At 39.8% G+C, this 14369-nt stretch carries 12 protein-coding genes and 5 tRNA genes; 9 read left to right on the top strand and 8 right to left on the bottom strand.

Annotated features, from left to right (window positions below; genetic code table 11):
- Window position 1: 1 nt before the first annotated feature.
- Both X781_RS10715 and coaA read right to left on the bottom strand, forming a co-directional pair.
- Entirely contained in the window at window positions 2–544 is a 543-nt protein-coding gene (locus X781_RS10715; RefSeq protein ID WP_025236859.1) for a DsbE family thiol:disulfide interchange protein, read from the bottom strand.
- A 138-nt stretch (window positions 545–682) separates the two neighbouring features.
- Entirely contained in the window at window positions 683–1633 is a 951-nt protein-coding gene (gene coaA / locus X781_RS10710; protein ID WP_025236858.1) for a type I pantothenate kinase, read from the bottom strand.
- Between the two features lie 246 nt (window positions 1634–1879).
- On the opposite strand from coaA, the gene X781_RS10705 reads away from it, so the two are divergent.
- From X781_RS10705 to X781_RS11825, 7 genes are all read left to right on the top strand, one after another.
- A tRNA-Thr gene (locus X781_RS10705) sits at window positions 1880–1955 on the top strand.
- A gap of 38 nt (window positions 1956–1993) precedes the next feature.
- Window positions 1994–2078: transfer RNA gene (locus X781_RS10700), tRNA-Tyr, on the top strand.
- A 42-nt stretch (window positions 2079–2120) separates the two neighbouring features.
- A tRNA-Gly gene (locus X781_RS10695) sits at window positions 2121–2195 on the top strand.
- A gap of 3 nt (window positions 2196–2198) precedes the next feature.
- Window positions 2199–2274, top strand: a tRNA-Thr gene (locus tag X781_RS10690).
- A 114-nt stretch (window positions 2275–2388) separates the two neighbouring features.
- Window positions 2389–3573, top strand: coding sequence for an elongation factor Tu (gene tuf, locus X781_RS10685; RefSeq protein ID WP_025235276.1), 1185 nt, complete (start codon window positions 2389–2391; stop codon window positions 3571–3573).
- 123 nt (window positions 3574–3696) lie between these two features.
- Window positions 3697–4404, top strand: coding sequence for a hypothetical protein (locus tag X781_RS10680; protein ID WP_025236857.1), 708 nt, complete (start codon window positions 3697–3699; stop codon window positions 4402–4404).
- A complete protein-coding gene (locus tag X781_RS11825; protein WP_025236856.1) occupies window positions 4394–6586 on the top strand; it encodes an autotransporter outer membrane beta-barrel domain-containing protein in 2193 nt (730 codons plus the stop codon). Before X781_RS10680 ends, X781_RS11825 begins: the two co-directional genes overlap by 11 nt.
- Window positions 6587–6758: 172 nt before the next feature.
- Here the strand turns inward: X781_RS11825 and pdxY are convergent, their stop codons facing one another.
- The gene (pdxY, locus tag X781_RS10670; protein WP_025236855.1) at window positions 6759–7619 is read right to left on the bottom strand and encodes a pyridoxal kinase PdxY; all 861 of its coding nucleotides are present in this window, start codon (window positions 7617–7619) and stop codon (window positions 6759–6761) included.
- 115 nt (window positions 7620–7734) lie between these two features.
- Here pdxY and X781_RS10665 point away from each other — a divergent pair.
- Window positions 7735–7810: transfer RNA gene (locus X781_RS10665), tRNA-Thr, on the top strand.
- Between the two features lie 98 nt (window positions 7811–7908).
- Here the strand turns inward: X781_RS10665 and accA are convergent.
- Genes accA through X781_RS10650 form a run of 3 tightly spaced genes read right to left on the bottom strand, consistent with a single transcriptional unit; the run spans window position 7909 to window position 11073 of the window.
- Window positions 7909–8862, bottom strand: a complete 954-nt coding sequence (accA, locus tag X781_RS10660; RefSeq protein WP_025236854.1) for an acetyl-CoA carboxylase carboxyl transferase subunit alpha — start codon at window positions 8860–8862, stop codon at window positions 7909–7911.
- 53 nt (window positions 8863–8915) lie between these two features.
- A complete protein-coding gene (locus tag X781_RS10655) occupies window positions 8916–10340 on the bottom strand; it encodes a multicopper oxidase domain-containing protein (protein WP_025236853.1) in 1425 nt (474 codons plus the stop codon).
- A gap of 1 nt (window position 10341) precedes the next feature.
- Complete coding sequence (locus tag X781_RS10650; protein WP_025236852.1) at window positions 10342–11073, bottom strand: 1-acylglycerol-3-phosphate O-acyltransferase; 732 nt, start codon at window positions 11071–11073, stop codon at window positions 10342–10344.
- A gap of 146 nt (window positions 11074–11219) precedes the next feature.
- Here X781_RS10650 and tpx point away from each other — a divergent pair, with 146 nt between their 5' ends.
- Window positions 11220–11717, top strand: a complete 498-nt coding sequence (tpx, locus tag X781_RS10645; protein WP_025236851.1) for a thiol peroxidase — start codon at window positions 11220–11222, stop codon at window positions 11715–11717.
- Between the two features lie 136 nt (window positions 11718–11853).
- On the opposite strand, the gene yidC is transcribed toward tpx, so the two are convergent.
- Window positions 11854–13482, bottom strand: coding sequence for a membrane protein insertase YidC (gene yidC / locus X781_RS10640; RefSeq protein WP_025218174.1), 1629 nt, complete (start codon window positions 13480–13482; stop codon window positions 11854–11856).
- Window positions 13483–13634: 152 nt separating this feature from the next.
- Window positions 13635–14060 carry a hotdog fold thioesterase gene (locus X781_RS10635; protein WP_025236850.1) on the bottom strand — a complete coding sequence of 142 codons (426 nt, stop codon included), beginning with the start codon at window positions 14058–14060 and terminating at the stop codon, window positions 13635–13637.
- Between the last annotated feature and the right edge of the window lie 309 nt (window positions 14061–14369).

Raw genomic sequence — 14369 nt, 5'->3', positions numbered from 1 at the left:
ATCACTCTTTTAATTTGTCATAAATCGGTTTTAGCACGTTATTCCACACTTGGTCGTTTACATCGCCTGCGTGGCGGTATTTGATGATGCCATTGCCATCAATAATAAAGGTTTCCGGTGCACCATAAACACCTAAATCTAAGCCGAGTGAGCCTTTGGGATCAAAAATAACCGCTTTATATGGATTACCGTAAGCGGCTAAGAATTTAATCGCTTTCGGGCGTTCATCTTTATAATCAATGCCGACAATTTCCACTCCTTGTTTCGCTAAAACAGTAAGGTATTCGTGTTCGGCGTAACAAGTTGGGCACCACGTTGCCCACACATTTAATAGGCGAGGCTTGCCTGTTTTAACCACATCTTGATTAATTTGCTCTTTTTCATCGAGTAAAGATTCTAGGCTGAAATTAGGAATGGTTTTACCGATGAGGGCAGATTCTAATTTTTTCGGATCATCGCCTTGCGAGTTGCGAGCAAGTTGAACCAAAAATGCCACAGATAATGCTAAAAAGAGAATTAAAGGAAGTAGAAATTTTTTGTTCATTGTTTATGCCTAATATCAATCACTCTCAAAGTTGTTAGCTTACCAAAAAATAGCCGAATAAGCATTGATTTAAATAAAAAATCCGTTGAGTTGTATTCAACGGATTTTAGGGTACTACAAGCGGTTGGAAAAGTTGAATTATTTGCGTAGTTTTACCGTTTCAATGGCGTGATCTTGCCCTTTTATCAAAATGAGGTTGGCTCGTTCACGGCTCGGTAAAATATTTTGGCGTAAATTCAAACCATTAATTTCCTCCCAGATGGTTGAGGCAGTCTCAATAGCTTCTTGTTCCGATAATTTTGAATAGTGGTGGAAATAAGAGTTCGGATCAGCAAAGGCACTGCGGCGGAATTTTAAGAAACGGTTGATATACCATTTCTTTAAGAGATCTTCTTCAGCATCAACATAAATTGAGAAATCGACAAAATCAGATACAAATACATTATGTGGGCTGGAAGGGTAGTTCATTCCGCTTTGTAGCACGTTTAGTCCTTCTAAAATCACAATATCAGGTTGATCAACTACATTAAATTGATCAGGAATAATGTCATAAGTTAAATGCGAATAGATGGGGGCTTTCACATTACGCTCGCCCGATTTAATATCAGATACAAAGCGAATGAGGCTATGAATATCATAAGATTCCGGAAAGCCTTTTTTCTTTAGTAAGTTCTTTTCAGTAAGCGTTGCAAGCGGATATAAAAAACCATCGGTAGTAATTAAATCGACTTTTCTCTCTTTAGGATAATGTGAGAGCAGAGCTTGCAAAATACGGGCAGAGGTACTTTTACCAACCGAAACACTGCCGGCAATACTAATAATATAAGGCACTTTCGGCGTTTCAATGCCAAGAAAACGGTGCAAAACGGTCTGACGTTTTAAATTCTCTTCTATATAGTATTGAATTAAACGGGCAAGGGGGAGGTAAATAGTACGTACTTCTTCTAAAGAAAGATCTTCATTAAAGCCTAATAATGGTTTTAAATCTTGCTCGGTGAGCTTTAATGGCACGGATTTGCGTAAATCTGCCCATTGTTGGCGATCAAAAGTGAGAAAAGGAGTAATTTTTGTGTTTTTTTCAAGGCTCATAGCCAAAATCTCAATTTTTTGATGATGAATAAATCGGTTTAATACTCAAATTAGGGGCATAACTATACAATATATGAGACGCTTTTGCCGTATTTATTGACATAAAACCGCCTGTATTTTACAAAAAATAGCCATTTTGTATATTTAAAAGTCGAAAGATTGATTTTTTTAATATTTTTAAAAAAAATACTTGCACAGCGTTAAAATTTCCCTATAATGCACATCACTTGCTTACGACACAGCAATGCCGACTTAGCTCAGTAGGTAGAGCAACTGACTTGTAATCAGTAGGTCACCAGTTCGATTCCGGTAGTCGGCACCATTTTTGCTTTAAACGTAAATAAGTATTCAAAATATCGTGGAGGGGTTCCCGAGCGGCCAAAGGGGGCAGACTGTAAATCTGTTGGCTCAGCCTTCGAAGGTTCGAATCCTTCTCCCTCCACCATTTCTGATTTTTGAATCGTGCAGGACAGACGAATTTAGAACAGCGGGCATCGTATAATGGCTATTACCTTAGCCTTCCAAGCTAATGATGCGGGTTCGATTCCCGCTGCCCGCTCCAAACGCTGATATAGCTCAGTTGGTAGAGCGCACCCTTGGTAAGGGTGAGGTCGGCGGTTCAAATCCGCCTATCAGCACCACTTCTTCTAACTTCACTCTTTCCTATAAGTTTCAATTAGTATTAATTTCTACATTATGGTTAATGGGTTCTTTTGTTCCATTGTAACCGTTTTTGTTTAAGAGGCTTTTAGAAAATGTCTAAAGAAAAATTTGAACGTACAAAACCGCACGTGAACGTGGGTACAATCGGCCACGTTGACCATGGTAAAACAACTTTAACAGCAGCAATTACAACTGTATTATCAAAACACTTCGGTGGTGCAGCTCGTGCATTCGACCAAATCGATAACGCACCGGAAGAAAAAGCTCGTGGTATCACCATCAACACTTCACACGTTGAATACGATACAGCAACTCGCCACTATGCACACGTTGACTGCCCGGGACACGCGGACTATGTTAAAAACATGATTACCGGTGCGGCACAAATGGACGGTGCTATCTTAGTAGTAGCAGCAACAGACGGTCCAATGCCACAAACTCGTGAGCACATCTTATTAGGTCGCCAAGTAGGTGTTCCATACATCATCGTATTCTTAAACAAATGCGATATGGTTGATGACGAAGAGTTATTAGAATTAGTTGAAATGGAAGTTCGTGAACTTCTTTCTCAATACGACTTCCCGGGCGATGACACTCCAATCGTACGTGGTTCAGCATTACAAGCATTAAATGGCGTTGCTGAGTGGGAAGAGAAAATCCTTGAGTTAGCAAACCACTTAGATACTTATATTCCAGAGCCGGAGCGTGCGATTGATAAGCCATTCTTATTACCAATCGAAGACGTATTCTCAATTTCTGGTCGTGGTACAGTAGTAACAGGTCGTGTTGAGCGTGGTATCATCCGTACTGGTGATGAAGTTGAAATCGTAGGTATCAAAGATACAACAAAAACAACAGTAACCGGTGTTGAGATGTTCCGTAAATTATTAGACGAAGGTCGTGCGGGTGAGAACGTTGGTGCATTATTACGTGGTACTAAACGTGAAGAAATCGAACGTGGTCAAGTATTAGCGAAACCGGGTTCAATCACTCCACACACAGACTTCGAATCAGAAGTTTACGTATTATCAAAAGAAGAAGGTGGTCGTCATACTCCATTCTTCAAAGGTTACCGTCCACAGTTCTACTTCCGTACAACGGACGTAACAGGTACTATCGAATTACCGGAAGGTGTTGAGATGGTAATGCCAGGCGATAACATCAAAATGACTGTAAGCTTAATTCACCCAATCGCGATGGACGAAGGTTTACGCTTCGCGATTCGTGAAGGTGGTCGTACAGTAGGTGCGGGCGTTGTAGCGAAAATCATCAAATAATTTGATCTAGATTCAGTTAATATTAAAAGCATGCTGTAAGGCATGCTTTTTTTGTTAAACTATTGTTTGTATACTCTGTATACTTTTTGCTGGTGTATGAATAATATTTTAAGGTAAATAAGTATGAAAAAGTTCAAACTTTCCTCAATAACAAAGCTGGTTACAGCGACTTTTGTTTCTTGTTATGTTCTTCCTATTTATGCTGAGCCAACTACAGCTGTAGAAACTGGTCCTAATGGCTATAAAAAAACAACTATTACTGATCCTGATTCTGTAGAAGTTTTTGTAGAAGGTCAACAAGGTCCATATCATAAAAGCCTTTATTTAGGTTCTGCTAATAATTTAGTATTGCATAATAGTGCTCACTTAGATAGCCCTGATTATAAAGCCTTTTCAAATGGGAAACCAATTCAATCTATTGAAATAGAAAATAGTGGTAAATTAATTTCTTCTGGAAGCCGACCTACTAGCAGTATTGATTATCAATGGACAACAGTGAGAGATAAATTTTCTGTAAAAAATACCGGTGAAATTAGTACTACTGGTTCAGGCTTTAATGAAAATGCTATTATAGTAAATGGTAGTGAAAATACAGTCTATGATATTAAAAATCTTGGGGCTGATTCTCTTATATCTGCTAATACAGTAGCGGTTAGATTAAAGAATGGGAAAAGTGCAACACTTCTAAATGAAGGAACTATTGCTACTCGAGCTGCTCCTGGACAAAAAAGAAATTATGCAGCAGTAGTTCTTGAAGGTCTTCAAGAAACATCGTTAACAAATACAGGAACAATTGATGGTGCTGATTACATAGCCGTTTATGGGAGGTGATGGTAGGGATCATTTAACATCTAGTTCAGGTAAAATTATTGGTAATATTCTGATGAATGGGGGTAATGATGATGTTACCTTATCTAATACGGATGTTAGTGAATTAAAAATACTAAATGGTAGCTCTTCAAACGCCCCTGTTTCTACACCCGAAGTTAATGTGTTGAATTTGAAACAAAAAATGAATGCACGATCTAAACCAATTAAGACAGTAGGGACGAGAATTGAAAATTGGCATAATATCAATATTGGAAATGAAGGACATTTAAATTTAACACAGGATCTAGCACTGAATTATATTAGGGATAATAAGAGTGGTACTACTTTACTTACACCTACAAATGGAGAAACTCTTACTAATAAGGGTATTGTTACGTTAAATTCAACAATTAATTCTGTCAATGTAAATTATAATAAATTAGTTAATGAAGGTACTATTGATTTAAATAAAGGCAATAGTGAGCCATTAAATAAATTTATCCAAAATGGCGATTATATTGGCGAACAAAACTCCAAATTAATTGTGGATAGTAAATGGAATAATCCAGATGTACAACAAAACGATCAACTTATTATTAAAGGAAATGCTTTAGGTAACACAAAGATTGAGGTAAAAGAGCATATTTCGGGTGATGTCCTTCGTAGTAATATTGAGAAAAATGGAAATTGGGCTAACCCTATAGTTATTATTGAAAAAGGTGATAATGGCAATAGTGTATTTACTGGTCAAGCAAACACTCAAGGGGCTGAAGAGGCTCAAATAGCTCGCCGTATCAACCCGAATACTGGTTTTGCTGAATATACTTGGGTGTTAGATGCATTACCTGAGCCACAACCTCAACCTGAGCCGCAACCTCAACCTGAGCCGCAGCCTCAACCTGAGCCGCAGCCTCAACCTGAGCCGCAGCCTCAACCTGAGCCGCAGCCTCAACCTGAGCCGCAGCCTCAACCTGAGCCGCAGCCTCAACCTGAGCCGCAGCCTCAACCTGAGCCGCAGCCTCAACCTGAGCCGCAGCCTCAACCTGAGCCACAACCTCAACCTGAGCCACAACCTCAACCTGAGCCACAACCTCAACCTGAGCCACAACCTCAACCTGAGCCACAGCCTCAACCTGAGCCACAGCCTCAACCTGAGCCACAGCCTCAACCTGAGCCGCAGCCTCAACCTGAGCCGCAACCTCAGCCTGAGCCACAACCCCAACCCCAACCTAAAGGGTATGTTATTTATAAAGCAACTACCTCAGGTTATCTCCAAACTAATTGGATAAACCAAGAGATGGGAATTGAGCAACTTGGTCGTTTATATGAGCGAGTGGGTGAAAGAGCTCCACAAAATGCAGATACTCGTATCTTAAATAGTTGGGGCAGAGTAGGATTTAATAAAAACCTTACTCAAGGTAAACATCGTTTTGGCTTTGAAGCTGATCAGCGTTTAGTTCAAGTAGGGCAAGATATTGCAATTACTGAATCTGATTCAGGATATGCTCGACACGGTTTAATGCTGAGTTATAGCTGGTCAAATAACGATTTTTATGACAAATATCGTGCGGAAAATGGTCGTGTTATTGATAATAAATACACCAGTTCTGGAAAAAGTAAAATGTTCTCTTTAGGTGCTTATAGAACTTTTTATGGCAATGATAACAGTTATTTAGATATTGTGGCTAACTTATCAAGACTAGAAAATAAATACTATGGTAAAAAAGTGTTACGCCAAACAGGGATAGGTGCTGGATTAAGTATTGAGATGGGTAAAGCTTACCCGATAATGGAAAAATGGAAAGTTGAGCCTCAAGTACAATTGAAAGCACAATATACCCATTTAAATAGCTTCTATGATGGTATTCATAACGTGAGTGGCGGAGATTATTTAACAATGCAGGGACGTTTAGGTTTACGTTTAACAAATGATTATCTGTATTTAGCAACTAATATAGTTCAAGATTTAACGCCAGCAAAAGCTTCTGTGAGAATTGGAACAACTTCATTAGAAGAGCGTTATACCCGTAGTCAATTTGAGGTAAGTTTAGGAAGTACGGTCCCGTTAAATGTAGCGAAGACGTTCACATTATATGGAGATATTAAATATAGTCATGCATTAGGGGGAAAACACAGAGTATTTAGTTCTCGTGGTAGCCGTGAAAGTTATAGTGGCCGTGTTGGTTTACGTTATCAGTGGTGATAGATTAACGGATGATACTAATAAAAATTAATTAGATTAATTTTGTTAAAAATCCTCGCTAAGCATTATTAGCGAGGATTTTTTATATATGTATGACATATCTTAAAAAAGACCGCTTGTAGAAAGTAACATTTACAAGCGGTCGAATTTTATCAATATTTTACAATTTCAATTAAGCAATTTTTACAGCTTTATAATTACATTGTGGATTAACGATTAAATCCCGTGAGCGAATGATTTGGAGTTCGTACAAGCCTGATTTTGAGGTTTGTTCCATTACTTCATTTACGGCATTGGCAGTATGCTCAAAGGCTTCCAGATCTGATTTCCCATTTAATAAGTTCGCTACAAATAAGCCGGCAGTTAAGTCGCCTACGCCCACCGGTTCTTTGTCGAAATGGTAGAGCGGTCGGCTGATATGCCAAATCCCCTCTTGGTTGGCAAAAAGCATCTCAAATTTGTTGCTATCTTTACCTACACGGCTTAAATGTTTTACTAGCACTTTTTTCGGACCTTTAGTTAAAATCACTTTTACGGCTTCTAAGGCTTGCTCGAAATTTTCTACGGTTAAGCCTGTGAGCTCTCGTAATTCCACTAAATTTGGTGTGATGATATCAGCTTGTGCCATCGCTAGATTGATTAAGCCTTCTTTTACTCCATCTGCCACGATGCAACCTTTATCAGGGTGTCCCATTACAGGGTCGCAAATGTAGATCGCATTAGGATTTTCCGCTTTTACTTTATGGAATGCATTGATGATTTCTTCAACTTGTTCTGCAGAGCCAATGTAGCCTGATAATACCGCATCGCAGCGATGAAGTTCATCGATATTGTGAATTCCTTCTACAATGCTGCCAATCTGTTCTTTTGGCATTACCATTCCGCCCCATTTCCCATATTGAGTATGGTTAGAAAATTGCACTGTGTTTAATGCCCAAACATCCACTCCTAAAAGCTGCATTGGAAAGGTTGCCGCTTTGTTGCCGGCGTAGCCATAGACAACGTGGGATTGAATAGAGAGTATGTTTTTCATTCGCTTGCTCCTTTAAAAGCTTAATGTATATTATTTTTTAGTCATTTGAATGGCTTGAGGGTTGAAGACGGGAAAGAAATTGCTATAATTCTCCCTCGTTAAAACCTTTCTATATGCCGACTTAGCTCAGTAGGTAGAGCAACTGACTTGTAATCAGTAGGTCACCAGTTCGATTCCGGTAGTCGGCACCACTTTCAAATTTCTTTTATCTTTTTATTCTCTTAATGCAAAACGGCAAGATTTTGCAAATTTCTACAAAAATCTTACCGCTTGTTCTATTTAAAACCGATTAAACGTAGCCGTAGTTCATTAGGCGTTGATAACGACGTTCTAATAAATCGTCTTTGCTGAGTTGATCTAACTCCGCTAAATCTTCCACAATACGTTGTTTAAGATTTTGTGCAATTTCCTCAATATTTCGATGAGCCCCACCCAATGGTTCCTGCACGATGTTATCGATCAGTTCTAACTCTTTTAAACGTGGAGCAGTTAAGCCCATTACCTCTGCCGCAGTTGAGGCTTTATCGGCACTTTTCCATAGAATTGAGGCACAGCCTTCAGGGGAAATGACCGAGTAAGTTGAGTATTGCAACATATTCACTTTATCGCCCACACCGATAGCTAATGCACCGCCTGAACCACCTTCGCCAATTACGGTACAAATTACCGGTACAGAGAGTTGCGACATTTCACGCAAGTTGCGTGCGATCGCTTCTGATTGACCTCGTTCTTCAGCTCCAATACCCGGATAAGCTCCCGGTGTATCAATAAAGGTAATAATCGGCATATTAAAACGTTCTGCCATTTCCATTAAGCGTAATGCTTTACGATAACCTTCCGGTGCAGGCATACCGAAATTACGTTTTACCTTCTCTTTTACCGTACGACCTTTCTGATGACCAATAATCATCACCGGGCGACCGTCTAAACGAGCAATACCGCCGACAATGGCTTTATCATCAGCGAATGCACGATCACCTGCTAATTCATCAAACTCAGTGAAGATATGTTCAATATAGTCTAAAGTGTATGGGCGGTTTGGGTGGCGTGCCATACGGGAAATTTGCCACGCATCTAAATTTGCAAAGGTTTTTTTGGTTAATTCTTCGCTTTTCTTTTGTAAACGCTTGATTTCATCATCAAGGTCAATTTTGTCATCTTGCAGACTGACCGCTCTTAAAGACTCAATTTTAGCTTCAAGTTCGGCAATCGGCATTTCAAAATCTAAAAATTCTTGGCTCATTATTTTTTCCTTTTTATGGGCAAAATTATGGGGCATTATCGCCTATCGAAGGGTTATTGTCCATTTTCAATTACACTAAATTGACCCATCGTACCTCTATCACGCAACATAAAATCGCTCACGCCAAAGGTAAAAGGCAATTGCTCAGAAGCGGTATTCTCAAAGCGAACTAAAAGAGTTACCTCTTGTTCAGCCTCTAACCAAACCGTATCTCGCCAAGCAAGTTGCTTAATTGGGGATGGTTTACGGTTTTGAGTCTCAATAATAAATTTTGCACCTTGCAGGGTAAATCCGACCGCTTGTGTGCTGTGTAAATACCAACGCTCAACACTGCCTTTTTGAGCGGTAAAATCAATTCGTTTTGGGTCAAATCGCTTTTGGTTGATTAAGTAATCAGACGGACTAAGCATAAATCGGCGTTCTTGGCTGATTTTCAAATTAAATTCATCTAATGAAAAGGCAGGTAAACTTGGTTTTGTATTGAGTACCGCTGCCATTCCTTCAGGTCTGAGTTCTAAAATTATATTGTCGATTAATTCATCATCGCTTGAGAAAACTTGCCCGATTTTGTAAAAAATATCTCTTTTTTGACCGCTTATTAGTGAAACTGTTTTGCCGTCGCTTAAATCAACCAGAACTTCCACTCGCTCACTTGGAGCAAGGCGGATAACGTCCATCTCCACAGGCTCTGCCAACATTCCCACACCTGTTGCAATAAGCTGAAGCGGGTTTCCATTATCTAGCCTTAGCTCATAAGCACGAGAGAGAGAGGCGTTGAGAACACGCAATCTGACCCAACCGCGTGGCACATTGAAATAAGGGGATTCCTGCCCATTTACAAATAAGCGTTTTCCTAAAAATTGGGGTGTGTTTTTATCTAAAACTTGTACACCTTCTTTATTGAGAAGCTGGTCTTGCAAAATCAGTGGAATATCATTCACACCATATTTATTCGGTAAAGAGGTATTTTTGCTATGTTGATCTTCAATCAGCCACAATCCAACTAATCCTCGATAAATTTGGAACGCTGAATTGAGCATCGTATCGGCGTGATACCAACAAGTACAAGCGGCTTGATTAATTGAAACAATTGGCGACCAACTGCTTTTGGGGTCAAGAGAACGATGCACCGAGCCGATAATATCGCTTGAGGCTTGTAGCCCTTGAATATTCATTGAGATTTTTTGTGGCAAATTATTGAGATAAGTTAATTTAACAAAATCTCCTGATTTTACCCGTACAGTAGGAGCAAGATACTGTCCGTTCACGCCCCAAACATCGACCAACTTACCTTTATCAAATTGGGTTTGAGCAGGGCGTAAATCAAGCCGAACAGGTCTACCACGTCCAATATCCATAAGGGGTGGAATATTAAGGGCGGGGCGATCAGCTGCTAATGCAGCGTGAGGCAATGTCGCTAATGCACCTGCTAGGGTTGAACCTTGTAAAAATTGGCGTCGGGTTATCGCTTTTTTCATATTAGGCGTTTTTCGTTTTTTCTAGTTCTTCAACTTCTTGATTAAGCTCTTCAAATTTAGTGAGCATAATTTGGTGGCATTTTTCCATTAGTTCTTTCACATTTTCACGGCTGTAACCTGATGTATCAATAGGCTCAAGCATTTCGCAGATCACAACGCCATTATCCCAACGGTTCAAATCAATTTTATTGTGTAAGTTAGAACAAACAACAGGCACAATCGGCACACCTGCGGAAATTGCCAAATGGAAAGCTCCGGTTTTAAACGGCAGTAAGCCACGTCCACGGCTGCGAGTGCCTTCTGGGAACATCCAAACCGATACCTTGCGTTCTTTTACAATTTCCCCTGCTTTGTTCATTGTTTCAATCGCACTTGAGCGTTTTTCACGGTGAATAAAAATATTGCCGGTCGCCCAATAAACCAACCCGAAAAACGGAATCCAAATCAAGCTTTTTTTGCCGATACTCACGGTGTTTTCTGCTACCATTGAAGAAATCGTTGCCATATCATAGTTATTCTGATGGTTGCCGATGTAGATAACCGGATAGTTGATTTCAGGTTTTTTACGAGTAATCAGTTTTACACCCATCAATTTATGTAATAAACCGAACCAACGTGCCACAACGCCCACACTGCTCGGGTGGCGTAAACGCACTAACGCATAAAGTGTACCGACAAGAGAAATTAAAATAGCCGCTATTGCAACTAAAAAAACACGAAAAATTTTTAACATAATAATGATAACCTTAAAAATGAGATGTCTATGAGTATAGCAAAATCAGGTTAGTTTCTAAAGATTATCATAATTAAATTGATAGTTTCCTATTTTGCAAAAAATCGGTATATTTAGACCGCTTGTTTATTCATAAGGAGAAAAGAATGAGTAAAGTAACTTTAGCAGGAAACCCGATTGAGGTTGCAGGTGCATTTCCACAACAAGGCGATGTGGTTGCAGATTTTACGCTGGTAAACAGTGATTTAGAGGACGTTTCACTGTCTGATTTTGATGGTAAACGCAAAGTGTTAAACATTTTCCCAAGTATTGATACAGGTATTTGTGCGAAATCTGTGCGTGTGTTTAACGAAAAAGCAACAAGTTTAGATAACACGGTTGTATTATGTATTTCAGCTGATTTACCTTTTGCTCAAGCACGTTTCTGTGGAGCAGAAGGCATTGAAAATGCGAAAGTATTATCAACGTTCCGTAACCGTGAATTACATAACAAACTTGGCGTGGATATTACCTCTGGTCCACTCGCTGGTTTAGCCTCTCGTTCTGTGATTATTTTAGATGAGAGCAACAAAGTCTTACACAGCGAATTAGTGCCGGAAATCAAGCAAGAGCCGGATTACGATGCGGCATTAGCGGTGCTATAATTTGCAAAATTATTAAGTAATATTACCGCTTGTAGAGCATAAAAAAGCCCGTTGAGTGAAATCAACGGGCTTTTTGCCAAGAAACCATATGTAGGGGAAAATTGCAATTTGCCCCTACGGTGTGGTTATAAGTAAATTATTTCTTACGAGAATGTAAGCCTTTTTTCTCTAAGTTACGGTAAATTAGCCACTGTTGGGCAATGGTAATTAAGTTTGAGGTTAGCCAGTAAAGTACTAAGCCTGACGGGAACCATAGGAAGAATACGGTAAAGATCACCGGCATAAAGTTCATCACTTTTTGTTGCATTGGGTCAGCCACCGGCGTTGGCGACATTTTTTGCAACAAGAACATCGACGCACCCATTAATAGAGGCAAGATGTAATATGGATCTTGTGCCGATAAGTCTTTAATCCAACCGAAGAATGGTGCGTGGCGGAGTTCTACTGCTTCCATAAATGTCCAATATAACGCGATGAAAATCGGCATTTGGATTAGGATCGGTAAACAGCCACCCATCGGGTTTACTTTTTCTTCTTTGTAGAGTTTCATCATCTCTTGGCTCATACGTTGGCGGTCATCACCAAAACGCTCACGCATTTCTGTAATACGTGGTTGTAACATACGCATTTTTGCCATTGAGGTGTATTGTGCTTTGGTTAATGGGTAAAGAATGGTTTTTACGACAATGGTTACACCGATAATCGCTAAGCCCCAGTTGCTGACAATTTTTTGAATTGCGGTTAATAACCAGAACAATGGTTTAGCAATAAACCACGCCCAACCGTAATCTACGGTTAAGTCTAAGTGGTTTGCAGCTTCTTCCATCTCTTTTTGGTCTTTAGAGCCCGTCCAAAGTTTACTGCTTAAATTTGCTTCAGAATTTGGGGCAATGGTTGTTAATGGACCACGATAACCAATGGTTGCAACACCATTATTGGTGCGAGAATAAAGGTTATTATCCGCATCTTGATTTGGCACCCAAGCAGACACGAAGTAGTGTTGTAATACTGCAATCCAACCTGCTTTGGTATCAATACTTAAGTTCGCTTTTTCCATATCTTGGAAACTGTATTTTTTGTAGTTAGTTTCTGAAGAAGAGTACGCACCACCCGTATAAGTTGGCATTGTTAAACTACCAGAACTTTCAATGACAGAGTGTTTTAACTGACCGTAAGGCTGAACTTCAATCGCTTCTGCGGTGTTATTTTTAATGTTGAAATTTACGCCAACATCATAGCTACCACGTTTTAAGGTGAAAGTTTTGGTATAAACTACACCATCTTTCTCAAATGTTAGTGGTACAGAAAGTTCGTTTTGATCATCAGTCAATTTGAAACTGTCCGCCGTTACTGCATATTGTGGACGACCAGCATTGGTATCAATCCCATTTTTACCTACTAAGCCACTTTGAGCCACATAGGTTTTAGTACCGTCTTGCTGCAATAATTTGAATGGAGTATTAGAGTTTAATTCCGCATTGTGTTTCAATAAGTCTGAACCTACCACATCGCCACCTAAGGTATCAATGGTTAGGCGTAACACATCGCTTTCCACCGTAATGGTTTTACCTTGCGTGATGCTGTCTGCAATTGGATTATTAGCATTAGAAGCCGCTGGAACATCACCCGCCTGTTGTTGGGTTTGAGCTGCCGCTTGAGCCTGTTTTTGAGCTTGAATTTCAGGGTTAAAATCTTGCTGCCATTGCGTAAAAATAAGCACAGACACAAGAAGCAAACCCATTAGCAGTAAGCCACGATTATTCATTTTGAAGTTCTCTTGTTAGTAATGGATAAAAAGAAAGGTATTTTATAATAGGTTGGCGTGTTTTCCAAACGCCTTTTATAAACAAGCGGTCGGATTTAATCAAAGTTTTGCAAAATTCTCTGAAAATTCGACCGCTTGTTGCGGATAAGAAATTAACGTTTATCTAAGGTTTTGGTGGAAAGACGAGCCACCGCACACAAGTTACCTTGCTCGTCTTTGATATCAATATTCCACACCTGCACTTCACGCCCTAATTTCAGCGGTGTTGCCCGTGCAATCGCTTTTGTTCCGGCAGGGATTGATTTTAAATGGCTGATATTCAGTTCCATTCCGACTGCAATTTGATGTGCTTCACACACCATTAACGCCCCGGCATTAGCCGTCGTTTCTGCCAAGGCGGCAGAAACGCCACCGTGCAATACGCCAAACGGTTGTTGAGTACGCTCATCTACCATCAGTTGTGCTTCAATCCAATCTTCGCCGATGGCTGTAAATTCAATACCTAAATGTGCCACTGCCGATTTTTGGCTAAGAGCATTTAATTGTTCGCAAGTTGCAGTTTGTTTCCAAATGGTCATTATCATTTCCTGTTTAATAAAAAAGCTGTCTAAATAGACAGCTTTTTTGTATAATCCTTCCCGTGCTATGGGCGAACAGTGTGCTACGCCAATAGCACATTTGTCTGGTCGCCTTAGTCAAATAGCACTAAGGAGGTGATTTATGTGAGAAAATCAGAAATTTTCTTTCTGGTTGCGTTGCTAGTCTTAATAGCAACATCCGCTAGCATTAAAGTATTAGCTGTACTTAATTTGCTAGCTGGGTTATTAGCTAAATAACCTATATGTACTAGACAGAGGCAGGATAGCTACCTGCCTCACTTTTTATTC

The organism is Mannheimia sp. USDA-ARS-USMARC-1261, assembly GCF_000521605.1.
Classification (GTDB): domain Bacteria; phylum Pseudomonadota; class Gammaproteobacteria; order Enterobacterales; family Pasteurellaceae; genus Mannheimia; species Mannheimia indoligenes.
The sequence above is the reverse complement of the archived record's forward strand: the minus strand, read 5'-3'. Positions and strand labels throughout refer to the sequence as shown.